Source organism: Ralstonia sp. R-29 (assembly GCF_049913345.1).
Lineage (GTDB): Bacteria > Pseudomonadota > Gammaproteobacteria > Burkholderiales > Burkholderiaceae > Ralstonia.
Window position 1 is genome coordinate 1225454 of record NZ_CP184378.1, and the last position, 24506, is coordinate 1249959.

Annotated in this window: 25 protein-coding genes; 7 read left to right on the plus strand and 18 right to left on the minus strand. The window is 63.3% G+C overall.

The genetic code is table 11. The annotated features are described in order from the left end of the window. Nucleotides 1-20 precede the first annotated feature (20 nt). From ACN9M1_RS22725 to ACN9M1_RS22735, 3 genes are read right to left on the minus strand one after another with little or no spacing between them, the layout of a single operon-like run. Entirely contained in the window at nucleotides 21-1169 is a 1149-nt protein-coding gene (locus ACN9M1_RS22725; RefSeq protein ID WP_426399105.1) for a DUF1275 domain-containing transporter, read from the minus strand. 46 nt (nucleotides 1170-1215) lie between these two features. After that, nucleotides 1216-2031, minus strand: a complete 816-nt coding sequence (locus ACN9M1_RS22730; protein ID WP_426399106.1) for a fused MFS/spermidine synthase — start codon at nucleotides 2029-2031, stop codon at nucleotides 1216-1218. A gap of 13 nt (nucleotides 2032-2044) precedes the next feature. Further along, complete coding sequence (locus ACN9M1_RS22735; RefSeq protein WP_426399107.1) at nucleotides 2045-2353, minus strand: HPr family phosphocarrier protein; 309 nt, start codon at nucleotides 2351-2353, stop codon at nucleotides 2045-2047. Nucleotides 2354-2413: 60 nt separating this feature from the next. Between ACN9M1_RS22735 and ACN9M1_RS22740 the strand changes: the two genes are divergently transcribed. Next, the gene (locus tag ACN9M1_RS22740) at nucleotides 2414-2617 is read left to right on the plus strand and encodes a ribbon-helix-helix protein, CopG family (RefSeq protein ID WP_426399108.1); all 204 of its coding nucleotides are present in this window, start codon (nucleotides 2414-2416) and stop codon (nucleotides 2615-2617) included. An 11-nt stretch (nucleotides 2618-2628) separates the two neighbouring features. On the opposite strand, the gene ACN9M1_RS22745 is transcribed toward ACN9M1_RS22740, so the two are convergent. Continuing rightward, nucleotides 2629-4365, minus strand: coding sequence for a SulP family inorganic anion transporter (locus ACN9M1_RS22745; protein ID WP_426399109.1), 1737 nt, complete (start codon nucleotides 4363-4365; stop codon nucleotides 2629-2631). A 282-nt stretch (nucleotides 4366-4647) separates the two neighbouring features. Here ACN9M1_RS22745 and ACN9M1_RS22750 point away from each other — a divergent pair, with 282 nt between their 5' ends. Beyond that, complete coding sequence (locus ACN9M1_RS22750) at nucleotides 4648-5907, plus strand: NAD(P)/FAD-dependent oxidoreductase (RefSeq protein WP_426399110.1); 1260 nt, start codon at nucleotides 4648-4650, stop codon at nucleotides 5905-5907. Further along, nucleotides 5879-6664, plus strand: coding sequence for a hypothetical protein (locus tag ACN9M1_RS22755; protein WP_426399111.1), 786 nt, complete (start codon nucleotides 5879-5881; stop codon nucleotides 6662-6664). The genes ACN9M1_RS22750 and ACN9M1_RS22755 overlap by 29 nt, the downstream gene beginning before the upstream one ends. A 132-nt stretch (nucleotides 6665-6796) precedes the next feature. On the opposite strand, the gene flgL is transcribed toward ACN9M1_RS22755, so the two are convergent. From flgL to flgB, 11 genes are all read right to left on the minus strand, one after another. After that, nucleotides 6797-7756, minus strand: a complete 960-nt coding sequence (gene flgL / locus ACN9M1_RS22760; RefSeq protein ID WP_426399112.1) for a flagellar hook-associated protein FlgL — start codon at nucleotides 7754-7756, stop codon at nucleotides 6797-6799. A 98-nt stretch (nucleotides 7757-7854) separates the two neighbouring features. After that, nucleotides 7855-9792, minus strand: a complete 1938-nt coding sequence (gene flgK, locus ACN9M1_RS22765; protein WP_426399113.1) for a flagellar hook-associated protein FlgK — start codon at nucleotides 9790-9792, stop codon at nucleotides 7855-7857. Between the two features lie 127 nt (nucleotides 9793-9919). Further along, entirely contained in the window at nucleotides 9920-11008 is a 1089-nt protein-coding gene (flgJ, locus tag ACN9M1_RS22770) for a flagellar assembly peptidoglycan hydrolase FlgJ (protein ID WP_426399114.1), read from the minus strand. 22 nt (nucleotides 11009-11030) lie between these two features. Beyond that, nucleotides 11031-12137, minus strand: a complete 1107-nt coding sequence (locus tag ACN9M1_RS22775) for a flagellar basal body P-ring protein FlgI (RefSeq protein WP_426399115.1) — start codon at nucleotides 12135-12137, stop codon at nucleotides 11031-11033. Between the two features lie 10 nt (nucleotides 12138-12147). Next, nucleotides 12148-12882, minus strand: a complete 735-nt coding sequence (locus tag ACN9M1_RS22780) for a flagellar basal body L-ring protein FlgH (protein ID WP_426399116.1) — start codon at nucleotides 12880-12882, stop codon at nucleotides 12148-12150. A 33-nt stretch (nucleotides 12883-12915) separates the two neighbouring features. Then, nucleotides 12916-13698: a flagellar basal-body rod protein FlgG gene (flgG, locus tag ACN9M1_RS22785; RefSeq protein WP_426399117.1), complete on the minus strand. Its 783-nt coding sequence runs from the start codon at nucleotides 13696-13698 to the stop codon at nucleotides 12916-12918. 38 nt (nucleotides 13699-13736) lie between these two features. Beyond that, nucleotides 13737-14474, minus strand: a complete 738-nt coding sequence (flgF, locus tag ACN9M1_RS22790) for a flagellar basal-body rod protein FlgF (protein ID WP_426399118.1) — start codon at nucleotides 14472-14474, stop codon at nucleotides 13737-13739. Nucleotides 14475-14497: 23 nt separating this feature from the next. Next, nucleotides 14498-15709: a flagellar hook protein FlgE gene (gene flgE / locus ACN9M1_RS22795; protein ID WP_426399119.1), complete on the minus strand. Its 1212-nt coding sequence runs from the start codon at nucleotides 15707-15709 to the stop codon at nucleotides 14498-14500. A 40-nt stretch (nucleotides 15710-15749) separates the two neighbouring features. Next, the gene (locus tag ACN9M1_RS22800) at nucleotides 15750-16400 is read right to left on the minus strand and encodes a flagellar hook assembly protein FlgD (RefSeq protein ID WP_426399120.1); all 651 of its coding nucleotides are present in this window, start codon (nucleotides 16398-16400) and stop codon (nucleotides 15750-15752) included. A gap of 40 nt (nucleotides 16401-16440) precedes the next feature. Further along, the gene (gene flgC, locus ACN9M1_RS22805) at nucleotides 16441-16854 is read right to left on the minus strand and encodes a flagellar basal body rod protein FlgC (RefSeq protein ID WP_366170389.1); all 414 of its coding nucleotides are present in this window, start codon (nucleotides 16852-16854) and stop codon (nucleotides 16441-16443) included. A gap of 333 nt (nucleotides 16855-17187) precedes the next feature. After that, nucleotides 17188-17643, minus strand: coding sequence for a flagellar basal body rod protein FlgB (gene flgB / locus ACN9M1_RS22810; RefSeq protein WP_426399121.1), 456 nt, complete (start codon nucleotides 17641-17643; stop codon nucleotides 17188-17190). Nucleotides 17644-18045: 402 nt separating this feature from the next. Here flgB and flgA point away from each other — a divergent pair, with 402 nt between their 5' ends. The 4 genes from flgA (at nucleotide 18046) to ACN9M1_RS22830 (ending at nucleotide 21256) form a co-directional block, all read left to right on the plus strand. After that, nucleotides 18046-18930, plus strand: a complete 885-nt coding sequence (flgA, locus tag ACN9M1_RS22815; protein ID WP_426399122.1) for a flagellar basal body P-ring formation chaperone FlgA — start codon at nucleotides 18046-18048, stop codon at nucleotides 18928-18930. Nucleotides 18931-19169: 239 nt separating this feature from the next. Next, the gene (gene flgM / locus ACN9M1_RS22820) at nucleotides 19170-19490 is read left to right on the plus strand and encodes a flagellar biosynthesis anti-sigma factor FlgM (RefSeq protein WP_426399123.1); all 321 of its coding nucleotides are present in this window, start codon (nucleotides 19170-19172) and stop codon (nucleotides 19488-19490) included. A gap of 132 nt (nucleotides 19491-19622) precedes the next feature. Beyond that, nucleotides 19623-20084 carry a flagella synthesis protein FlgN gene (locus ACN9M1_RS22825; protein WP_426399124.1) on the plus strand — a complete coding sequence of 154 codons (462 nt, stop codon included), beginning with the start codon at nucleotides 19623-19625 and terminating at the stop codon, nucleotides 20082-20084. A gap of 476 nt (nucleotides 20085-20560) precedes the next feature. Further along, nucleotides 20561-21256 (plus strand): LuxR C-terminal-related transcriptional regulator, encoded by a 696-nt coding sequence (locus ACN9M1_RS22830; protein WP_426399125.1) that lies wholly within the window; start codon nucleotides 20561-20563, stop codon nucleotides 21254-21256. A gap of 138 nt (nucleotides 21257-21394) precedes the next feature. Here the strand turns inward: ACN9M1_RS22830 and ACN9M1_RS22835 are convergent, their stop codons facing one another. The 3 genes from ACN9M1_RS22835 to ACN9M1_RS22845 form a co-directional block, all read right to left on the minus strand. Then, a complete protein-coding gene (locus tag ACN9M1_RS22835) occupies nucleotides 21395-22162 on the minus strand; it encodes an outer envelope protein (protein ID WP_426400707.1) in 768 nt (255 codons plus the stop codon). A gap of 453 nt (nucleotides 22163-22615) precedes the next feature. Continuing rightward, entirely contained in the window at nucleotides 22616-23344 is a 729-nt protein-coding gene (locus ACN9M1_RS22840; protein ID WP_426399126.1) for a GntR family transcriptional regulator, read from the minus strand. Nucleotides 23345-23445: 101 nt separating this feature from the next. Beyond that, nucleotides 23446-23736, minus strand: a complete 291-nt coding sequence (locus ACN9M1_RS22845; protein WP_426399127.1) for an H-NS family nucleoid-associated regulatory protein — start codon at nucleotides 23734-23736, stop codon at nucleotides 23446-23448. Between the last annotated feature and the right edge of the window lie 770 nt (nucleotides 23737-24506).

Consider the following 24506-nt stretch of genomic DNA (forward strand, 5'->3'; position numbering starts at 1 on the left):
CCGGTTCTAGCGTCGAGTGTCTAGAGCGCCGCGAAACGCGAGACCCAGCGTAGTGCCGCAATCGCGGCCAGCAGCCAGATCCCGGCGATCACCAGCGCTGCTGCCCGGCTGACAGACGGGTGCTCAATGCACTTGGCGGCCGCGCGATGTTGCTCCATCACCTCAACAGGAATCAGCCGGATAGCGAGCAGCAGGCCCAGCGGGACCAGCACCACGTCGTCCAGATAACCCAGCACCGGAATGAAATCCGGAATGAGGTCGATGGGAGACAGCGCGTAAGCGGCGACCACGCCAGCAAGCGCCTTCGCATACCAGGGCGTGCGCGGGTCGCGCGCGGCCAGCCAGACCGCATGGGCATCGGCCTTGATCCCGCGCGCCCATTGACGCGCGCGCCCTGTCAGGCGGGCAAACACATCACGGCGCCAGACGCGCAGCCGCACATCGTCAAGCACCGGAATCGCCGCCAGCATGACCAGCAGCATCGCCAGCGGAAGCGTGACACTGAACCCCACGGACTTGAACCCCACCGCGCCCACCACGCCGCCCAGAAAGAAGAGGCCGATCAACGTGGTCAGCACGCGCAGCTTGTGGCGGTTAGCCAGCACCAACGGCTTGGTGGTATCGGCCTTCTCGAGGTTCCAGTAGAACAGCTTGCCGAGTTCGATACCGATGTCGGTCACCATGCCCGTCACATGCGTGGTGCGGATTTCCGACTTGGAAACCTTCGTCACCATCGCGTTCTGCAAGCCCATGATGAAGCACAGCACCATCACGGTTGCCGGCACGAACAGCCATTCGTGGTGCTCAAGATTGCCGCCCAGCACGCCGAAGCACACCAGCAACCCAGCCTCCACCATCAGCGGCAACGCGTATTCGCTCTGCAGGTGTTCGCGCCGGCCCCAATTGATCAAGACGGAAGAGCACGCTGCCCCCGCCAAGAAGGACAGCAACGCCCCCAGGCCGCCAAGCAACAACCCGACATCGCCCAGCGCCAGGTCGTCCGCCATGGCCGAGACAATGCCCGACATATGGGATGTGTATTGCTTCACAGCGAGAAAGCCGCCCGCATTGGTTGCCCCGGCGATGAAGGCGAGGTAGCAGGCGAGTTGCCGATTGCCTTCAGGACTGCGTTCCTTCCCCGTCAACTGGCGCAGGTATGAAATGGGCATGGTTGCGTGCGAGGTGCGTTCCGGCCGGGGCGATGTTGTCTGCGCGTCAGTTGGCCTGTTCTGACCAGGACGGCCGACTGGGCGCGGGCCGTTTGCGCTGTCTCAGACGCCGCGCCGCCGAGCCCAAGTCCAGCGCGTGCGTGGCTTCCAGGCTGGTTGCGCGCGCCAGCAAGGTGTCTTGCGGCGGAAGCTTGCCTTTCCAGGCCAGCAGCGTGTAGTTGCCACCGTCCTCGGACAACCACATGGAAAACGATTCGCCAAACGCCGTGCGCACTTCGTCCAGATAGAAGCCGATATCGGGATCACTCTCCAGGAAGTTGGCCACCAGCACGCCGTTGTCAGCGAGGCGTGCGCGGCAATCCGCGTAGAACTCCGCCGTGCCGAGTTGCGCCGGCATGCCGCACGCTAGGAAGCCATCCACCAGAATGACGTCCGGCCGCGCATCCTGATTTTTGACGTATTCCACGCCATCCGCGCAGACCACTTCAAAGCGATCGTCGTCGGGCGGAATCTGAAACGCGTCGCGCAAAGCGATCACGGCGGGATCGATCTCGATGGCCACCACCTTGGTGTCCGGCAGATGGTGATAGCAATACTTGGCCAGCGAGCCGCCACCCAGACCGATCATGGAGATCCGCGCCGGTGCCGGCTGCAGCAGCAGGAAGCTCATCATCGTCCGCGTATAGCCCAGCACGAGCTTGTAAGGCGCGCGCCGCGACATCAGGCTCTGTATCGCGTGTTCGTCGAATTGCAGCGACACCAGTTGCTCCGTTTCCAGAACGAGCGGCATCCCGTCGCCTGAGGCCTCGGCAGTGAACTGCAGATCGGCACCCAGGGAGGCATCGTAGAAATCGGTCTCCATCAGCGGGCCTCGGTCAACCAAGCAGCGCAGCGAGCGTCTTCGCCGCAGCACCCTGGTCCGGGCCAACCGCCTTGATCTTGATCTCGGTGCCGGCGCGGACGGGAAGCGCCATCACGTCCATGACGTTCTTGGCGTTCGCCTGGCGCGCGTTGCAGACCAGCAGGATGTCGCTTTCGAACTGGCTGGCGGCCAACGCCAGCCGCGCCGAGCCGCTGCCTTGCAGGCCAACGCGGCTGGTGATTTCAATCGTCGCTTCTGTCACCACATCCCCAAGATCGGTGAGATCCGAGCCGCGAGCGTCTGTCCGCTTGAAGACACGCACGTCGTGACTCAGTTGTATATAATGATAATGACATTATCATACAATACAACGCCAGAGCGTATGGAATCCAAGACCGCCCGCCTCACCGTGCTGATCGATCCGGTGAAGAAAAAAGCCTTCGAGGAATTGTGCGCAGAGCAAGACCAGACGCCGTCGCAGGTGGTGCGTCAGTTGATTCGTGACTACCTGGAGCAGCACGGCGCCGACTATGCGACCCGCTCAACGGTTGGCGCAGGTGCGCGCGCCCCAAAACGCGTTTCGTAAGCCTGCAACCCTCACGGCTGCCGGTCGAACCACTCGGCCTGGCTGATCTTGAGCACCGCCTTGGCGTGCTCCGATAGCACCGCCTGGTGCTCGCGCGCGGTGGTCTCGCTGGAGCCGATCAGCACATCGCATCGCGCGATGGCGGCGGAAAAGCTGTCCTGGTAGTTATCGCGCCCGACGGCCGCCAGGATGCCCGCCTTCTCCAGCTTGCCTCGGACCCGGTCATTCGCTTCACTAACGAGCACGGTGATGCCACGCTTCTCCAGCTTGGCGATCACTTCCTCCAGGGTCAGCAACCCCGTCATGTCGATGAATGGCACGCGCTTCAGGCGCAGGATCAACACCCGTGGGTCTGCGTGCGTCTGGCTCAGGGCGCGCTCGAAGTTCTCAACCGCCCCGAAAAAGAACGGGCCGTCGATCGCATAGACCAGCACACTTGGGGGCAACCGCATCTGGCCCAGCTCCGAGCCGAGTTGCTGCACGGACTGCTGACACACCTCAACCGACGACGCCATCCTCCGCAAGAACTGCAGCGTGGCCAGGATGACGCCGATGTTGACCGCCACCACCAGATCAGCAAACACCGTCAGGAAGAATGTCATCAGCAGGATGGCAACGTCTGCGCGCGGTGCCCGCTGCACCATCCGGACAAAGTGTCGGACCTCGCTCATGTTGTACGCCACCACGAACAAGATCGCCGACAACGCCGCCAGCGGCACCTTCGACGCCAGCGGCGCCAGCAGAAGGAGGATCAGAACCAGCGTCAGCGCATGCACGATGCCGGCCAGCGGGCTGTTCCCTCCATTGCGGATGTTCGTCGCGGTGCGGGCAATCGCACCGGTTGCCGCAAAGCCGCCAAAGAGGGGCGCCGCAACGTTGGCAAGACCTTGGCCGATGAGCTCCTGGTTTGCGTCGTGCCGGGTGCCGGCCATGCCATCGGCCACCACGGCGGACAGGAGCGACTCGATCGCGCCCAGCATGGCAATCGTGAACGCCGGGCCGATCAGCTCGACGATGCGGGTCAGCGTCACGTTTGGCAGGGTGAAGCTGGGCAGCCCCTGCGGGATCCCACCAAAGGTACTGCCGATGGTGGCGACCCCATCGAAGTGGAACGTGGCCTGCGCTGCCGTTGCAACCACCATCGCCACCAACGGGCCGGGCACATGCTTCAGGCGCGCAATGCGCGGCGTGAGGATGACAAGCGCCAGGCTGGCGATCGCCAATGCGGTGGTCGCAAAATGCAGATGCGGCAAGCTCTGCAGGGTGTGCCAGAGCTTCTCGTGAAAATGGGCCCCGGCCGGTTTGGGCAGCCCAAAAAAATCGGGCCATTGGCCAACCCAGATAATGACGCCGATCCCCGTTGTAAAACCGACGATCACCGGAGCGGGAATAAACTTGATAACGGTGCCCAGCCTGGCGGCACCCATGCCCACCAGAATGATGCCTGCCATCAATGTGGCGATCTGAAGGCCATCGATACCGTGCGCGGCCGTGACACCCGACAGAATGACGATGAATGCGCCGGTCGGCCCCGCAATCTGCATCCGGCTGCCACCGAAGGCGGACACCAGCAGCCCGGCAACGATGGCGGTATAGAGCCCCTGCTCGGGTTTGGCGCCAGACGCGATGGCAAAAGCCATGGCCAGCGGCAAGGCCACAACGCCGACAACCAGGCCGGAAATCACGTTGGGCAGCCAGTTCTGGCGCCGCAGCAGTCCAGCGCGATACGCTTCTTGCAGTGCGATCATGATGTGTGCCCTGCCACGCCGTTCGACCCGGTCATCCTCGTCCTGCACCGGGTCGCACATGCATCGGTTGATCCTTCCAATGTATCAGCGGGCAAGACAGATCAACATCAAAATATCGGTTCAGTCACGCTGCTTTGATGTGGATACGCTTGTTTTCATGCAGAGAAGCAACAGCCGCGCGATCTGGAATTGGCAGTTCGCTTCAATATCGGTTTTCAAAGCGTGTACGATCGCGCGTTATCTCGGCCAAGCCGCGCAACAAACACCCTATTCGCAACCGATATGCACGCCAATCTTTCCGAAATCGAACACCACGAACACGTCGACGTCGCCATCATTGGCGCGGGCCCTTCAGGGGCTGTGGCGGCGGCCATGCTGCGGCGCGCGGGGCGCAATGTTCTGGTGCTCGAACGCCAGCACTTTCCGCGCTTCTCCATTGGCGAGAGCCTGCTGCCGCAAAGCATGGCCTACCTGGAACAGGCCGGCATGCTGCAGGCGGTGGTGGAAGCGGGTTTCCAATACAAGAACGGCGCGTATTTCGTGCACGGTGACAAAAGCGCCGCCTTCGATTTTCGCGACAAGCATTCCGCCGGCTGGGGCACGACATATCAGGTCGAGCGCGCGGTATTCGACAACGTGCTGATTCAATGTGCCGCCCAGCAAGGCGCCGAAGTGCGCTTCGGCCACACGGTGCGCGCCATGCAGCCGGGTGACGCTCCCGTGCTGGAAGTGGAGGACGAGGCCGGCAACGCCTACGTCGTCCACGCCCGCTTTGTGCTGGATGCCAGCGGCTTCGGCCGCGTGCTGCCGCGCCTGCTGAACCTCGAAGCGCCGACCGGCATGCCCACGCGGGCTGCGCTGTTCACCCACGTGCGCGACGCCCTGCCCGCCGGCAGCACCGACCGCGACAAGATCTGCATTGCCGTGCACCCCGAGCGGCGCGATGTCTGGTTCTGGATGATCCCGCTGGCCGGTGGCCGCTCATCGGTGGGCTGCGTGGCAGAAGCCAGCTTCCTCGACGTGCCCGAAGCCGAACGCGAGACCACGCTGCGCCGCCTCATCCAATCCGAGCCGAACATCGCTGCCCTGATCGGCAATGCACCGTTCCTGATGCCGGTGCGGCAGATTGGCGGCTACTCAGCCAACGTCGAACGCCTGTATGGCCCTGGCTATGCGCTGCTCGGCAACGCGGGCGAGTTTCTTGACCCGGTGTTCTCGTCGGGCGTGACGATTGCCCTGCGCTCTGCCGAGCTCGCCACGCGCACCCTCCTGCGCCAACTCGACGGCGAAACCGTCGATTGGCTGGCCGATTACGACCGACCGCTGCGCAAGGGTGTTGACACCTTCCGCGCCTTTGTCGAGCGCTGGTATACGGGTGAGCTGCAAGACATCATCTTCCACCCGCGCCACTCGCCTGGCATCCGCCGCATGATCAGCGCCATCCTGGCGGGCTATGCATGGGATGAAACCAACCCATTCGTGGCCGATCCGGTGCGTCGCCTCAATACGCTGCATGAAGTCTGCAAGCTCGAAGCGGCCTGACCGGCAAGCCGCACCGGCCGCTACACCGAACGCCGCTTCGGAATTCCGGCTCAAACGCGACGTCGCGCGGCGGCTGGCGGCGCGGTTTGCGCTGCGTCTGCACGTGGCGCTGATCGTGCTGTGGTCATTGGCGTGGGGCGTGGCGTGCAGCAAGACGCTGCATTGGGCGGGATTGGATTCGCGCGCCTGGCGATATGCCGTGGCCACCGTTTGCGCCTGGCTGGCGATGCTCATCGCCTTCAAGCTGTGGCTCGCCTATACGGGGTTCACGCAGCGCCGCAGGGCGCAACGCGCGAGCACGAACAGCGATGGCGGCATCGATCTCGACTTCGATTTCAGCCTGCCACGCCTGGGTGGCAATGCGGGCCGGGCAGCGACCCGCATGGGAGACCATGGCGGCACCTTCAGCGGTGCCGGCGCTTCAGCCGATTTCGAACCGTTTGCCAGTGCCGGTGATGCTGCGGGCAGCGTGGCCGATGGCTTGTCATCTGCCGACGAGGCGCTGCCCATCGTCTTGGTGATTGCGATCGTGGTGGCCGCGGCAGCCGCGTGCCTGGGCGTGCTGACGTACTTCTACACGCAAGGGCCCATGCTGCTGTCGGAAGCGGCGTTTGAGGTGTTGCTGGCCGGCGGCGTGATCCGCTCGGTGCGACGGGCGGACGACGGTGACTGGCTGCGCACAGTGGTCGTCAAAACTGCCGTGCCATGGCTGATCGTGCTGGGCTGCGCCGTCGCCATCGGCCTCGTGCTGCGCTAAGCGTCGCTAACAAAACCCAGCGCAGCGGTCCTGGCTAGGCGCGACGACGCAGACAGTACAAAGGTACGGCAAGGAGGCGCAACGAAGCCAGGCGGGTTTTGTTAGCGACGCTAAGCCGGCGCAGGTGCTTGATCAAGAATGGATGTACTGGAACAGCGACATGCCCTGCATGGCCGTGAACGTCTTCTGCGCGGCCTGCAGCGACACCTGCTGTTGCGAGAACTGTGAGATGGCGCTGGTGTAATCCACCGATTGCAGCTTGGAGATCTGCTCCTTCAACTGCTCGCCGTAGTTCGAGCCGCTGCTGTTGAGCGTGGTGATCTGCGCTTGCTGCGTACCGACCGTCACCTGCGCCTGCAGTGCCGCCTGATAGGCGTTGTCCAGATTGCCCTGTGCGGTCTGCACGGCCTTCTGCAGGTTGGCGACGTCCGTGGCCTGGGTGGCGGCGTTGATCGGCGTCGACAGTGCCGTGATCAGGTTCTCGTACGTCTTGAAGATGCTCTGGTTGGTGTTCGGGTTGGCCGGGTCCGTATTGGCAATGCGCACGAACACCGAATCGCCCGACACTGAGTTCGGCATCGAAACGTTTTGCGACACCTGCACCGTGGGCGGCTGACCCGTGCCCACGTATTGCACCGTGCCGCCGGTGCTGACAAACGGGTCGGTCGTGCCGTTGGCGCCACCGAACAGCGCCACGCCAGACGCATCGCGCTGGTTGGCCGTTGCCAGCAACTGTTGATACTGCTGTTTGACCTGCGCCAGCACGCCAATGCGCTGCGAATCCGTCATCAGCGAGGTATTGGCACCCACCATCGTCTGCTTGCCCTGCTGCAGCGTGGTCACCAGGTTGGTGAGCGCGGAGGACACGTTCGTCAAGCGCGCATCGGTGGCGTCGCGGTTGGCCTGGTACTGATCGTTGGCGTCTTGCGTTTGCTGCAATTGCGTCATCTGGCCGAACGCGCTGGGGTTGTCGCCCGCGCTGTTGAGCGCGATGCCGCTCGAAATCTGCTGCTGCAGCGTCAACAGGTTGGACTGCGTGTTCTGCATCGAGGCGCTGGACAGCGCGAAGAACTGGGCGGTACTGACTCGCATGATCGGTCCGGACGGAAGGCTTCTTTAGAGCGTTATCGGCAGAGGGGCGTGATTCTTCAGTGGCAAATTGCGCGGATGGTGCGGATTAAGCGCGCCCATCAGTGGTTGGCGATCGACAGCAGCGAATCGAACAGCGTATTGGCCGTCTGCATCACCTTGGCTGACGCCTGATAGGCCTGCTGGTACTTCATCAGGTTCATCGCCTCGTCATCGAGGTTCACGCCCGACACGGATTGCTGCTGCGACGTCGAACTCGCCAGCAGCGCCTTCTGCGACGTCAGGTTGGTGCTGGCGGAGTTGGCCTGCACGCCCACTTGCGTCACCAGCGTATTCCACGCCGAACCGATCGAGCTGGTGCCGCCGTCGAGCAGCGTGGCGTTGCGCAGCTTGGCCAGCGCGCTGGCATTGCCGTTGTCGGTGCTGTTGGCGGTGTTGGCTGCAACGGTAAAGGTATCGCCATTACCCGGCGAGCCCGACAGCGTCATCTGCACGCCGTTGAAGGCATACGTGGCGCCCTGGGTGTACGGCGCCGTGCCACCGGTGTAGGTGGTGGACGTGCCATTGGCGGTGACCGTCACGCTGCCTGGAAAGCCCGAGAGCGAGCCGCCCACGGCGGAGCTATAGGCGAGCGTGACTGGCGAGGCGAGCGGCGAACCGGCGTACGTGCTGTCCACGCCAATGGACGACACCGTGGCGCTGCCCGTGTTGTTGCTGCCCTGCGTGAGCACCACAGGGGACGCTGCCGCCACGTTGTGGTAGTCGGTGGTCAACGTCTGCATGGTCGATGCGGCGTTGGCCGTCGGGCGCACCAGGAACGAATCGCCGCTGTTCATCGTGCCCGACACGTTGAGCGTGACGCCGTCGACGGTGGTCGGCCAGCTCGTCACCGTAACGGAGGCCGAGCCGTCCGGATAGTGCGAAACGGTGTAGGCGCCGCCCTGGTACTTGATCTGGTAGTCGTAGCCCATCCCCGCGTTGGCGTTGGTGATGCTGGCTGTGACCGTAGCGCTGCCGGTGTTGTTGGTGCTGGCCGCCACGCTCGGCGCGCCCACGGAGAACAGGTCCGTACCCATCTTGCCGTTGGCGTCTATGCCGAGCTTGCTCTGCGCGTTCACGTCGGCCGACACGGCGGTGGCCAGACGGCCCAGGCTGTTCTGCGCCGGGATGAGTGTGTTGCGGCGGAAATCCATCAAGCCGCCCAGCGTACCGCCGCCGAGCTGGCTGTCGTCAATCGTGACGGTGCCGGCCGGGCTCTTGTAGCCCACCGACAGCTGCGTCGGGTCGTACTGCGACGGCACCGGCGTCAGCTGGTAGCTCTGGTTGCCCTGCACCAGCGCCTGACCGTTGCCGACGTAGATGTTGTATTGGCCGTCGCCGGTCTGCACCACGCTCGCCTTGATCGACTGGTTGAGCGTCTGCACGAGTTGGTCACGCTGGTCGCGCAGATCGTTGGCGGGCTGGCCGGTCGAGGCCTCCGCCTTGGCGATCTGGTCATTCAGGGAGGCGATCTGCTGCGCGGTGCCGTTGACCGAGCTGATCTGCGTCTGCACCTGCGTGTTGACCTGGCCAGACAGCGCATTCATCTGGCCGGAAATCGAATTGAAGCGTTGCTGCAGGCTGGCTGCCGCGTTCAGGAAGACCTGGCGCGCCGTCGTGCTCGACGGGTTGGACGCCAGGCTGTCGGCGCTATTGAAGAAGCTGGTCAGCGCGGAGCTCAGGCCGCTGTTGCTGTCCGACATGTACTTGCTCAGGCCGGAAACCAGGCTGTTGAGCTGGTCCGCCGCGCTGGTGGCCGCCTGGCCGCTTTGTACCTGTGCGGTCAGGAACTGGTCGTAGATGCGCTTGACGGTCGTGACGTTGGCACCCTGCCCCAGATAGCCGACGCCGGCGTACATCGGAATGTTTTCCGTCTGCACGGCCTCCTGGCGCGAATAGCCGGGCGTGTTGGCGTTGGCAATGTTGTTGCCAGTCACCTGCAGGTTGATATCGGCAACCCGCAGGCCGGTGGCGCCAATGTTCAAGAGGGAGCTGCTCATGTTTGTCTCGCGGATGGTCTCGAACCGAGCGGCACAACGCCGCCGGGATAGACCCTAGAAACAACATCGGCCGGCCAAGAAGAAACTTGAGCCGGCCGATGCGTTGAAATGTGACGAATAATTCACTTCAAGCGATCTGCTTGAGCACCGCCATAATCTTGTGGGCGTAGTTCGGGTCGGTGGCGTAGCCGGCGCGCTGCAGGCCCTTGGCGAACGACGCTGCATCGTTGCCGTTGCCCGCCGCCACGACATTGCTGTAACGCGGGTTGTTGGACAGCAGGTTGGCGTAGTCCTTGAAGGCCTCGGCGTATGAGCTGTAGGCACGGAACTTCTCCTGGACCTTGTGGGCGACGCCGCCGATGTATTCGGTGGTGGTCACCACTGCGGTCTTGCCCGTCCACGAGCCGCCGGCCTTGATGCCGAACAGGTTGTGCGTGTTGGAGCCGTCCTTGGCCTTGATTTCGCGGCGGCCCCAGCCGGATTCCAGCGCGGCGTGGCCAATCATGAAATTGGCCGGAATACCGGTTTCCTGTGCCGCTTGCGAAGCGTGGCCGATCAGCTTGTTGTAGAAGCTGGCCATGCGGCTGCCGCCAGACTCAGACGCCACGGTCGACAGATCCACATCGGCCATGGCGCTGGCGGACTTGCTTTCGGCTTCCGCCTGCTTGCGCAGGGCAGCCAACGCGCGCTGCACACGCTCTTCCAGGCCGGGGCGCGGCACGGTGCTGATGCCCGAACCATCGTCTTCCGTGCCGGTTGCCGCCGACGCAGCAATGCTGTTGAGCGACGACCGGGCGATGGTCTTGGCCGCATCCGTGGCGGAACCGGCAGCGCCCGGCAAAGCGGTGTTGGTGGCGGTGGTATTCGACAGGGCGGTATTCACCGGCGTCGTGGACGCATCCGGGTTCACGCGGTTGGCCTGGCGCAGCATCTGCTTCAGAAGCTGGTCCGCCACGCCCACGCCGCGCGCGGCCATGGTCTGCGAGAGCTGCTGATCGAGCATCGACGTATACATCTTGGTCGATGACGAATCGAACGGCCCGTTCTGCGGCGATGCATCGCGCATCTGCTTGAGCATCATGTTCACGAAGATCGCGTCGAACTGCTTGGCGACGGTCTTGGTGGCGCCGGTCGGGTCGGTGCGCGCGGTCTGCTTGAGCGATTCGAATCCCTTGGAATCGAGCGCCAGGCGGCTGGTGAGGTCGGTCGGGTTCATGGTCATTGCTGCATCCCCGGCATCAGATGATTTCCAGATCGGCGCGCAGCGCGTTGGCCGCTTTCATCGCCTGCAGGATCGAGATCAAGTCTTGCGGGTTGGCGCCAATCGCATTGATGGCCTTGACCACATCTGCCAGGTTGGTGCCGCCCTTCACGTTGATGAGGCTGCCGCCCTGCTGCTTGACTTCGATGTTGGAACGCGCGCCCGCCACCGTCTGCCCTTGCGAGAACGGCGCCGGCTGGCTCACCACCGGCTCGGTGCTGATGGTGACCGACAGGCTGCCGTGCGCCACCGCACAGGGCTCCAGCTTGACGAGCTGATTCATCACCACCGAACCCGTACGGGCGTTGATCACCACGCGCGCAGCGGCCAAGGCCGGCGTCACTTCAATGTTCTGCAGCTTGGCGACAAAGCCAACGCGGTCCGACGCCAGGGCCGGCGCACGCACGTTGATCGTGCGGCCATCCGCAGCCTGGGCCGTATCGCTGCCAAATTGCTTGTTGATGGCCGAGACGATGTTCTGCACCGTGCCGAAATCTGTCGTACCGGTGTCGAGCTGGATGCTACCGGCCTCGCCCACCGTGGCCGGCACGGCGCGCTCCACCGTGGCACCGTTGGCGATGCGGCCGGCGCCCAGTTGGTTGATCTGCACCTTGCTGCCATTGGCCGACGCACCTGCGCCACCAATCACCACGTTGCCCTGTGCCAGTGCGTAGAGCTGGCCGTCCACGCCCTTGAGCGGCGTCAGCAGCAGCGTGCCGCCGCGCAGGCTCTTGGCATTGCCGATGGATGACACCGTCACGTCGATGGTCTGGCCCGGCCGCACAAACGCGGGCAGCGAGGCCGTCACCACCACGGCGGCGGTGTTCTTGAGCTGGATGCTCGCGCCGGCCGGCACGTTGATGCCGAACTGCGTGAGCATGTTGTTGAAGCTCTGGATCGTGAATGGGGTTTGCGTGGTCTGGTCGCCGCTGCCATCCAGGCCGACGACGAGGCCATAGCCGATCAGCGCGTTTTCACGCACGCCGGCAATGGTGGTCAGGTCTTTGATGCGGTCGGCATGTGCCGTGCCTGCCAAGGATGCGAAGGCAACCAATGCGGCGCCGAGGATTCGATACAACGTCATGACTGATTCCTCAGAACGGTGACACGGTCAGGAAGAACCGCGACAGCCAGCCCATCTGCTGCGACTCGGCCACATAGCCCGTGCCGCGGTATTCCATGCGTGCGTCCGCCACCTGGGTGGACAGCACGGTGTTTTGGTTGTTGACGGTGGTCGGATTGACCACGCCCGAGAACTTGACCGACTCGGTGCCCTGGCCCACGGCGGTCTGCTTCTCGCCGCTGACCACCAGGTTGCCGTTGGACAGCACCTCCACCACCGTCACCGTGATGGTGGCCGTGAAGTTGTTCTGTGCGCCATTGGCGCCCTTGCTGTCGAACTTGTTGGCGTCGGTGGCCGACACGCCCAGCAAGGACAGCACGCCGGCGTTCATGCCTGCAAAGGTGGGCACCGAAGCGCTCATGCTGCCGCTGCGGTCCACAGTGCCGGTCATCTGCTTGCTGGCCGCCGTGTTTTCCGTGATCACGATGGTGATGGTGTCGCCCACCATGTGTGCGCGGCGGTCTTCAAACATGCCGCGAAAACCGCCGCTGCCCGATGCCACTTCCTGGTAAATCGCCCCGTTCTGGCGCGGCGCCATCACCGGCATCGGTGGGCGCGCGGTGGTCGGACCTTGCACGATCGGGGCCGGCGGCGGCAGGAAGCCGCACGCCGTAGCGAGCAAGGTGGCCGTGCCGAGCACAGCCAATCGAACGAACCGGACAGCGCGGCCGCTATCCGAAAGCGAGTAGACCGGGGGGGTTTGCATCGCACTACTTCCTTAAAAACTGCGCCGCACAGCTTAGAGCTGCGACAGCTTTTCGAGCATCTGGTCGGACGTCTGCACCGACTTGCTGTTGATCTCGTACGCGCGCTGCGTCTGGATCATGTTGACCATCTCTTCCACCACGTTCACGTTGGACGTTTCCACGTAGTTCTGGTTGAGCACGCCGATACCGTTGGAGCCCGGGTTGGCCAGGTTGGCCGTGCCCGATGCTTCGGTTTCTGCATAGAGGTTTTCACCCATGCTGCGCAGGCCGGCCGGGTTGATGAAGTTGGCCAACTGGAACGCGCCCACCTGCGTGCTGTTGACCGAGCCCGGCGTGGTGACCGTCACAATGCCGTCCTTGCCGATGGACAGGCTGGTGGCGTTTTGCGGCACGGTAATGGCCGGCTGCACCGGGTAACCCGCGGCCGTCACGAGCTGGCCTTGCGCGTTGACCTGGAAGCTGCCGTCACGCGTGTAGCCCAGCGTGCCGTCCGGCATCTGCACCTGGAAGAAACCGTTGCCGTTGATGGCCACGTCGGTCGAGTTGCCGGTCTGCTGCAGGTTGCCCTGCGTGTGCAGGCGTTCGGTGGCGACAATGCGCACGCCGGTGCCGATCTGCATGCCCGAGGGCAGCGTGGTCTGTTGCGACGACTGCGCACCCGGCTCACGCACGTTCTGGTACAGCAAGTCTTCGAACACGGCGCGCGAGCGCTTGAAGCCCGTCGTGTTGACGTTCGCCAGGTTGTTCGAGATGACGTCCAGCTGCGATTGCTGCGCGTCCATCCCGGTTTTGGAAATCCACAGGGAGCGAATCATGTTCGAGTCCTTGGTTGATTCAGTTATGCGCCCGCCGATCAGGCGTGGCGCAGCAGTTCATTGGCCGACTGTGCGTTCGAGTCGCTCGTGTGCAGCGACTTCATCTGCATCTCGAGCTGGCGGGAGATCTCAATCATGTTGACCAGCGAATCGGTCAGATTGACGTTGCTGCCCTCCAGCGCACCGCCCGTAATGCGCACCTTTTCGTCCACGGCGGCATCCTGGCCGTCGCGCTGGCGAAACAGGCCGTCGGTACCGCGGTCGATGTTGGCCGGCTCGATACTCACCAGCTTCAGACGGCCGAGCGCCACGGGTGGCGTGCGGTTGTCGGCGCTGATCGCGTTGACCGTGCCGTCCTTGGCAAACTGCACCGTGGTATCGGGCGGCAACGTGATCGGGCCGCCGTCACCCAGCACAGGCTGGCCGGAGAGCGTCTGGATCGTGCCGTCCGGACCCACCTGGAACGTGCCGGCGCGGGTGTAGGCCTCGCTGCCATCCGGCGTTTGCACGGCAAAGAAGCCTTGGCCGTCGATGGCCACGTCCAGGCTGCGGCCGGTGGTTTCGATCGGGCCAGGCGTGAGATCCGTGCCGATGGCCGAGGCCATCACGTAGCTGCGCGTGGGCGAACCTTCGCCCTGCACGCCCACTGAATGGAACGCATCGATCTGGGCCTTGAAACCCGTCGTGCTGGCGTTGGCGAGGTTGTTGGCGCTGGCCGCCTGTTGGTCGAACAGGTGCTTCACGCCAGTCATCGACACGTAGATCGAACGATCCATTGTGGTGGGCTCCTGCTTGTGGCTTAACGCATGCTGACCAAGGTCTGGAGGATCGTATCCTCCGTCTTGATGGTCTGCGCATTGGCCTGGTACGAACGCTGAGCCACGATCATGTTGACCAGCTCCTGGCTCAGGTCCACGTTCGATTGCTCCACCGCCGACGATTGCAGCAGGCCGAACGAGCCCATGCCCGGCGTGCCGAGGTTGGGCGCGCCCGAGTTGGACGTTTCCACCCACTGGTTGCCGCCGATGCTCTGCAGGCCTTCCGGTGCCTTGAAGTTGGCCATGGCGATCTGGCCCAGCGTGGCCGTGCGGCCATTGGAGTAGCGCGCCGTGACGATACCGTCGGTACCGACCGAGTAGCTCGCCAGGCGGCCCGTGGCGTAGCCGTCTTGCGCAACGCCGGGCGCGGTGTCGTTGTAGCCACCGCCGTATTGCGTGGTGCCCGTGAAGTCCATGCTGGCGATGCTCATGCCGCCGAACGCCACGGCAATCTTGCTGGGCGAAGACGTCAGCTGGCCGTTGCTGTTGAACGTGAGCGACGTCACCGGGTTGCCGCCGGTGGGGTTGTTGCCATCGACCTGCGAGTAGACATCCCAACCGGTGGCGGTGCGCACGTAGTAGTTGGTCAGCATGTGCGCCGTGCCCGTGCCGTCGTACACCTGCTCCGACACGGAGTGGTTGAACGTGGCCGAGTTGGCGTTCGAGAACGGCGTGGTGGTCGGTGGGGTGGCGGCCGCATCCAGGTTGATGCCGAACGTCGTGTTCGTGGTGGCAAGCGGCGCCAGGTCGTTCACCGGAATCTGCAGGTTGGTCAGTACAGCGGTGTTGACTTTGCCGGCGCTGTCCACGCCGTAGCCCGTCAGGTTTTGGCCGGTGGCGGACAAGATGAAACCGTTCTTGTCGGTGTGGAACTGGCCGTTACGCGTGTACGACACCTGGCCGCTGCTCGTATCGACCGTGCGGTAGAAGCCCGTGCCGTTGATCGCGATATCCAGCGGGTTGCCGGTAATGGTCACATTGCCCTGCGTGAACGACTGCGACACGTTGGTCACGCTCACGCCCTGCCCGATCTGGGTGTCCGACGCGCCCACCAGCGAGCGTGCGTACACGTCGCCAAACTCGGCGGTTGCCTTCTTGAAGCCGACGGTGTTGGCGTTGGCAACGTTGTTGCCGATCACGTCGAGGTTTTTGGAGGCGGCGTCGAGACCGCTCAGGCCTTGCTGGAATCCCATTGTGTTCTCCCGAGAAAGTATGGAAGCGGTGTTCGCCGCGTTATTGAATCGTCGTGATGTCCGACAGCTTGGCCGTGTTGCCCGAGGCCAGTTGCAGCTGCGTCGTCCCGTTGGTAATGGTCACGCCCGTCACCTTGTCGGCGCCCGTGGCGTTGGCCGTGGTGGTCTTGCCGCCCAGCATGGCGGAGACCGAAATCGAATACGTACCGTCGGCCACCGTAGTGCCGCTGTCGTTCTTGCCGTTCCAGGCGTAGCTGCCGCTACCGGGCGCCATCTGGCCCAGATCGACGGAACGCACGGTGTTGCCGCGCGCATCCTTGATGGTGACCACCACATCGTCGGCGCCGTTGGGCACCGAAATCCCGAAGTTGGCCGTGCCCGATGCCAGCGTGAGCGACGACGACGGCACCTGCACGCTGCGCCCGATCAGCGACGACGCCTGCGTGGCGGCGTTCTGCGTGGCCATGTTGGTCATCGTGGTGTTCAACTGTTGGATGCCGTTGACGGTGTTGATCTGCGCCAACTGCGAGGTCATCTGCGAGTTGTCCATCGGGTTGAGCGGATCCTGGTTCTTCAGCTGCGCGACCAGCAGCTGCATGAACGTGTTCTGCAGATCGGTGCCGCTGGTGACGGCAAGCTGGTTGCCGGTGTTCGTGGTACTGCCGGTGCTGCTGGTTGCGCTGACGGTCATGTTCGTATCTCGCTAGGATGGGGGCCCTTCATTGGCCTAATCACTGGCCCAGGGTCAGGGCCTTGGAGGCCATCGTCTTGGTGGTGTTGGCGACTTCCACGTTGGCCTGGTACGAGCGCGAGGCGGAAATCATGTTGACCATTTCTTCGACCGGATCCACGTTGGGCATGGTCACGTAGCCATCGGCATCGGCCAGCGGGTTGCCCGGCTGGTGCATGCGCTTCATGGGCGTGACGGTGTCTTCCACCACACGGTCGACCGACACGCCGGTGGCATAGGCATCGCCGTCGGTCTGCTGCGCGGGGGTGAATACCACCTGCTTGGCGCGGTAGGCCGTGCCGTCCGGGCCGGTCACGCTCTCGGCGTTGGCCAGGTTGGAGGCCACTACGTTCATGCGCTTGGACTGCGCGGTGAGCGCGCTGCCAGCCACATCCATCACCTTGAATAGCGACATGTTGGTTCCGCTGTCTTCTGAATACTGTGCCCGGCGCGATTGCCGGGTCTAACTTGCCGTTGTGAGGGCGCGCTCCGAGCCAGATCTGCCTGGCCCGGGGCGCCACATCACTCCCGCCCCTCTTTCTCGCCGCGCCTGACTGCTGCGCGGTCGTCTTGCCCTATACGTCGTGTTAGTCCACTGAATCACTGAAATTGGTCGGTGCTTGCCATGCCATCGGGGCGCATCGCGTCGTTGCAAATGCTCGCAATAGCCAGCTATTGCTGCGCTTTGCGCCTAGCGCTGCATCCCCCATGGCATGTCCTTCACCTCCCATTTCAATGATTCAGCGGACTAGCTGTTCTGGATGGCCGCCAGCATCGACTTGATCTTCTGCGTCACGATGTTCAAGTCGGCCTCGTAACGCACCGTGTTGTCGGCAAAGCGCATGCGCTCGCCGTCCATGTCCACCGTGTTGCCGTCAATCGACGGTTGCTGCGAGGTGCGGTACTGCACCTCACCTTGCAGCGCCTTGGTCTGCTGAGATAGCGACGCCTGCATCGGCGTCACATCGCCTGCCGGGGCGCCGGTGGTGGTCAAGTGACCGGCCGCCGTTGCCATCATCGGGAGGCTGTTACCGCTTTGCTGGCCGACCGCGTTCTGCAGCGCAGACTGAAAATCAAAGTCGCGCGCCTTGTAGTTCGGCGTATCGGCGTTGGCGATGTTCGAGGCCAGGATCTGGTGCCGCTGCGAACGCAAGTGCAGCGCCTGCTCCTGAAAACCGAACAACTGATCCAGCTTGTCGACCATGTCTGTATTCCTTGCGCGCGGCGCCCTGTTGTGGCGCGCCCGCCGGGTTTGTGTTCCAAATTCCGTTGGGGGTGGAGACTGCGGCACCGGCGGCCCCTTCAAAACCACCGATGCCGTCTCCAAAAACCGCTTGTTACCGCGTGCTGCTGAGTTGCCGTCATGCACCTCAGTGGAAAAGGACTGTCTGCGATCCAGCAGCCGCCACGAACACGACCACCAGGACAGGTCACGCGAGGCACAACCAGACACCGCGCAACGCCAGGGACTTCACCACGTTGCAAAGTCTAGGGGCCGGTGCGCAAGTGCATTCGTCCGAATAAGGGGGGGATTGGCCGACATTTCCGCATTTGGCTCTCCCGAGCGCGTGGCTACACTTCACCGGACTTTTGATGGAGGCTTGCCATGCCACAGCGGTTTGCACGCAGCGCGCACCACCCGACACTCGCCGTTGTCCGGCGCACGCGTGCCGTGGCCATGCCATTGGCGGCCCGCCAGCGCAAGCTGCTGCTGATGGTGATGCTGGCGCTTGGCGTGCTCGCCAGCCTGGCGCACCCGATCCTGGCGCACGCGCAGGGCATGATGCGCGTGGGCTATGCGCCAGCCGCCGCCAACCAGCCTATGCCCGCCCAGCCGGCGACGACCATCCAGGGCCCGACCGCCATCCAGATGCAGATTCAGCAGCAGTTGCAATCGCAACTGGACATCCTGGGCGGCACCAACGACGCCGGCGCCCCGCGCGCCTCGGTAGAAGTCGGCCCCGTCGACCCGCGCATCGCCAACCAGCCGTGTGATCAGATCGACCTGATGTTGCCCGCCGCCAACCGCCTGCGCGGCCGTATACAAGTGGGCGTGCGCTGCCGTTCGCCGCACGCCTGGGCGGCATGGGTGCCGGCCACGATTCAGATCAGCGGAACGTATTACGTGGCCGTACATCAGTTGTCGCCAGGCAAGACGCTCGACATGGGCGACCTGGAAGCCCGCACGGGCGATCTGTCTGCGCTGCCGCCCTCCGTGGTGCAGCAGCCCGCGGACGTGGTGGGCCGCGTACTCGTCACCAGCGTGGCGCCCAACCAGCCGTTGCGCGCCGAGAGCCTGCGCTTGCCCATCGCCGTGCAAGCGGGCCAGACCGTCAAACTCGTCGCCGACGGAGGTGGCTTCCAAGTCACAAGTGACGGACGGGCGCTGAATCAGGCGGCCATTGGCCAAGTTGCGCAGGTGCGCACCGCCAACGGCAACGTCATCTCGGGGATTGCGCAGTCGGTTGGCGTGGTCGCCGTCCAGTTTTGAGCTTGGTTTGATGCGAACCGATCACTTTCACAGTGTGATGTGCAATCGCATTCCGCCGCTAAGAGCCGCTAACAAAGCTGTCCTGGCTAGGCGTGCCGACGCAGACAGTACAAGCGTACCGAGTGTTGGTCACTGCGGGAGGCGCAACGACGCCAGGGCGGCTTTGTTAGCGGCTCTAAAGTTTGAGCCGGGGTTGGCCGATATGGGTGTTAGGATGAACGCGCTCTTCGGAGACACCTGTGAAAATCAACCATATCGTCAACAACGCGCCCGCCGTGGTGCCGGCCAAGGACGCCACGTCCGGGTCGAGCCGCGCCACGAGCACACCGTCGGCCAGCGGCACGGCTGCGGGCTCGACGCGCCACAGTGGCGACACCCCGTCGCTCTCCGTTCAACAAGTCTCGCGCCAAGTGGGCAGTGGCGACTTCGACGCAGCACGCGTCGAGCAGATTCGCGCCGCCATCAAGAATGGCACGCTGAAGATGGACGCCGGCAAGATCGCCGATGCGGCACTGTCCGACGCCCAGTCGCTGCTCTCGACGCGAAGCAAAAAGGCCTGACGGGGCACTTCCCGCGCCTGTCTCTCGTTTTTGATGACGCCGCCGGCCCGCATGGGCTGATCGCGGCGGGGTGGCGCTCAGCCCATGCGGGCCGGCGGCTGCCCAAGCTCCCCACGCTGATAGGTCGCCACCATGGATAACACGCTGCTGATCCGCACCCTTGCCGACGAGCAGGCACTGCTGCGCGCCGCCACCCAAACCCTGGAAGCCGAAAGCCAGGCGTTGCGCGATGGCGACATGGCCGAGCTCGAGCGCATTACCCAAACCAAGCAGAACCAGCTCACCGCCCTGGGCGAAGCCGACCGTGAGCGCCGCCTGTGGTGGGCGCAGCACGGCGGCGCAGATCCATACGGGCTGGTGAAATACCTGCGCTCGGACGAAACCGCCAGCCGCCTGTTCGACGAGAACCTCGCCCTGGCCCGCGCCCTGCGCCAGCGCAATATCGACAACGGCGCCCTGATCGACCTGCGCCTGCGTGCCACGCAGAATGCACTGTCCGTGCTGCACGCAGCCAATAATGGCGGCGGAACCCCCTACGGCCGCGACGGCAAACAGCCGCTGTCGATGCCGCGCTTCTCGGTCGTCGCGCAATAAGCCCCGGCGGCACACCGCCGCCACGCTCCCCGCCTGTCCTACGCCACCGCAGACCCCAATTTCGCCCCGAGTCAATGGGCGTGAAGTGGGGCTAGCTGCTGCCGCCTGATCCTGATATCTATACCGGTCTTGCACACATCCAATCGGGGTAAACAAAAAGGTTTACATCCCATTGATGGGTGCAACAAGCATGCTGGGGATTTATTCTGCGGATTTTGGCGGGGTATATCCCCCGCGCCTGGCGACATAAATAAGAAAACCGGAAGGGAATTGCGCCTGAATGGCGTAGCAAGGTTTTGGCCCGGCGGCACCGTACTGCGGTGACCACCGGTTGAACGGGGAAACATACCGAAACCGCGCGCCATTGCATTTCCACCAGCCACGTCTGTATGTATTTGGATCGCGCCGGTCCAAATGGACGAGGCCACGGCTGATTCCGGTCATGGGCAAACAACCATAACCAGACAGGCGGCGCAGTGAAATCAATCGTAGTCGAGGCGCACCCATTGGTGCGCGCCGGTGCCACCCACGTTTTGCAGTCCTTGCCGGCCATTTCCGAGGTCGTCAGCGTCGAGCCGGACGAGGCACTTTTTGAAAACCTTGCGGCGCATGCGGACGCCGAACTGGCCCTGATCGGCCTGCCCATTCCGGGCATCGACGATCTGCCAGCCCTCTCCCGGTTGCTGCAACAGCCGCATCCGAGACATATTGCCGTGCTGGGTGAAACCGACTCAGCGGCGCACGTACGTGCGCTTATGCAATTGAATATTTCTGCCTATCTGCTGAAAAGCTATTCCGGCAAATTGATTGCCGCAGCATTGGAATTGGTATTGGCCGGCGGCCGTTATGTACCCGCCTCCGTTGTGTTGGCCCGCGCCGCATCCTCGGCGGCGGGCGCATCCAATGGCCATGACGATTCCGCATTACTGGGGCTCACCCAGCGGCAATATGAGATTCTCGTGCTGCTCGCGCGCGGGCACCCGGTCAAAACCATCAGCCGCATGCTGAGCATTTCAGAGGCGACAGCCAAGGCGCATATCAATGCGCTATATCGCCGGCTGGAGGTGCGCAGCCGGACGGAGGCGGTGTTCGTGGCCACCCAGCGCGGCGCCATGCTGTTGAACTCGCCACAACCGGCCGAGCCGCCGATACGGTTGGCGCGCACCGGTTAACCGCTCTCGGTTAGCTTCCACCATAAAAAACGGCGCCCGAATCTTCGGACGCCGCTGGCAACCCACGCCCACGCTGTCGACACGCGGGCGGTGACAAGGAAACAGCCCGCCAATACCAACGGTACCGGCGGCAGCCCATCAGAAGTGGTATTCCGCGCGCACCATCGGCGTTTTTGCCAGCGAACCGGGTACCGATGCCGGGTTGCCGAACTTGTTGCGCCAGTATTGATATTCAATGCCCACGCGCAGCGTGTTCTTACCCAGATGTAAAGGCGTGCCCAGGTCGTACATCAACATGGCGTCGATGTTCAGCTCCGGCGCGGTGCCGCCGCCGAATTCGTTGTTGCCCTTGGCTGCGATGTAGTTGGCATACCCCTCAAACGACAGCCCCGTCGAGCCGATGGGGATACCCCATGCCGCGTTGAGCATCGGGTGGGCCTTGTAGTGGTAGCGGCTCGTGACGCCGACCGGCTCGTTGCTCTCCCACAGCATCAGCAGGCTGATGTTCAGGAAACCCGGCACGTCCATCATGACCGTCGGCCCGACCACCAGCATGCGCTTTTTCGATGCGTAGCCGGGGTCGTTCTTGGTGTTCCAGTCAAAGCCGGCGGTCAGGCCATAGCCGCGAATCGGCCCGGCGCTGAGGTTTTTGTCGAGCACCTTGCCGATATCGAGCGTGTGGCGATACACGACATAGGCTTCCTGCGCGTTGGCGTCCTTGCTGTCTGACTGCAGGAAATCGACGTTCAGGTAGTTCGTGCCGTACTTGTATCCGCTGGCGTGCGTGAAGTTGAAGATGTTCTTGTGAATGCCGTCACCCACAAACGGCTCTGCGAATTGGGTGCCATAGCGATAGCCGATTGAGGTATCGCTCCATTCGACTGCCCCCGCATCTGCTGCCCCCATCAACAGCGCAACTGCCGTCAAGGCGCAGGCAGTGAGTTTGCCCGCCGCCGTCTTCTGATGTGTTGTCATAGTGTTTGATTTCCCCCGAGTAGTGAATCGCAAAAAAGAATCCATCTGCATTCGTCCCGCACTTCTGCGTCAGATAGGTTTTGGGCGAATGTCCGACCAGATCGCGCCTTGGCAGGCATCGATTTCCTCAATCCGCGTTCTCCGGCCAAGGCCATCATTCGCGGCTGAGTGGATTGCTTCGCAGGGAAGGCGGCTCAACCCGCCCCGCACAATCGGGGCGAGTCAATGCAACAGCCGTGCCAGTGCAGCACGACGGCGTCACAACACAGCAAATGGGCGCTTGGATGAAAAAGGGGCGCTGTCCAGCTTGGCTACCCCGGGCAGACAAGTCCCCTCACAGGGGTATGCGACGCGGTTTCTGCACCGTGCTGGCGCAGTGCCGGTTCAGTCGTTCTGCAGCACGCGGATGTCGACTTCGCGGGTGTAGCGCTCGGGCGAGAAATCGCAATACGTGAGGGAGATCGGCACGTCGGCGCCGCTATAGCCGATGCGGCGCACGCGGACCAGCGGTACGCCCATCGCTACGTCGAGTTGGGCAGCCTGGTGGGCATCGGCCACGCAGGCCAGGGGCGCCTCGCGCGAACGCGCGATGGTCAGATTGGCGCGCTGGAACACCTGCACGAACAGGCGGTCCTCAAAATCGCGCGCCTCCAGCATGGCGGCCAGCCGGGAGGTCAGCCACGTGCGCAGCAGCATGATCGGTTGGCCGCCCACCTGCGCGCGGCGCTCCACGAAGGCCACTTGCGCACCCACCTCCAAACCCAGCGCGGTGGCGACGGTTTCATCAGCCTGCTCCACACGGAACACGCTCACCGTATAGACGGCGCCGGGCACATACTCGAGCGCCGCGTCGGACTGGCCCGGCGCATACAGCACCGGCCGATGCGGCCCCACGCGATCGAGCACCACACTGCGTTGCCCGCGCGAGCGCTTGAGCAGCCCACGTGCCGCCAGTTCATTGAGCGTGCGGCGCGCAGTCAGCCGCGAGACGCCGTAGCGCTGGGCGACTTCGTTCTCGCTGGGCGCAACGCTGCCGGCGGGCAATGCGCCGTGCAGGATGTCGAGCCGGATGCGGTCGGCCAGTTCAAGGTATTTGGGCAGGCGAGGCGTCATGCCGTTGTTATACAGGAACGTGGATCGCGCGCGCCAATGAAAACGGCCCACCGTAGGGTGGGCCATCCGAGCTTGACGCGCACTGGGCGCGGTCAGTCAGATCAGGCGATCAGGAACTTGTCGCGGTTCTTGCCGATCCAGGCCGGCGCACGGCCGCGGCCCGACCACGTTGCACCCGTCTTCGGATCACGGTACTTGGCCGGTACCGGAGCCTTGGAACCGGCACGGCGGCCACGGCGCGGTGCCAGGCCCAGATCCTCAGCCGACAGGCCGTATTCGGCAACCGTCTGGCGCACTTGCTGGATCACGGTTTCCAGTTCCTTGGCGCGAGCGTTTTCAATCTGCTCTTCCAACTTAGCCTTTTGTGCAATCAATTCCTTGTATGTCGCCATATGCGCTCCCGATAAAGTCTGGTGTGGATCAGATATTAGATCAATTGTATTCATAACTGAAATGAAATTTCAACATTCTTGAGCTTACAACCTGAGGGGCCATCAAGCGTTCAACTCCGTGTCAAACCAATTCAGGTACATCGACTGCTAAGCATTGCACCCGAAAAGTCCGATTGATGCATCGGATTAACGTACGCCGTCACGCGATGGCCTCAAACCGATGTCGCACTGCATTTCATCAGTGCAATCACCATAGCAAGGGCAACCGGGTCCCGCAATTCCGGCAACGCGACCCGCATCATCAGCGCCATTGCTCGGCATCGCCGACGTACCACACACGCAGTCACGCGTGCACGCTATACCGAATGCATCCAACCCGGAGCGCGACATCAAAAGCCCTTTTTCGTAGACACCGCATGTCGATTTGCGACCGGCAGAAAAGGCAGTTCAACGCAGTGCACGCCTTGGCTGACCGTTGGATGAGACACCGATGAACCCGCGCTTGCCACGCCGCTTTGACGCTCTGCTTTTAGTTTTTGCCCTGCGGGGACGCGTCTTGTTTGGGACCACGACCCGTTTCTTTCCAGAACGTTCAATCGAATGCATCAGCGTCGATTTCGTCGTGACAATGGGCACGTATGTATTGATGTGTGCCATTGGACGGGAATGCACACCGCGCCGGATCGAGCGGTGTTTCTCTGCGCCAAAAACCCTCAGATAGAACTGAATCTGCGCCTACGGCAAACGATTCAATGCCAACCGCTTTAACG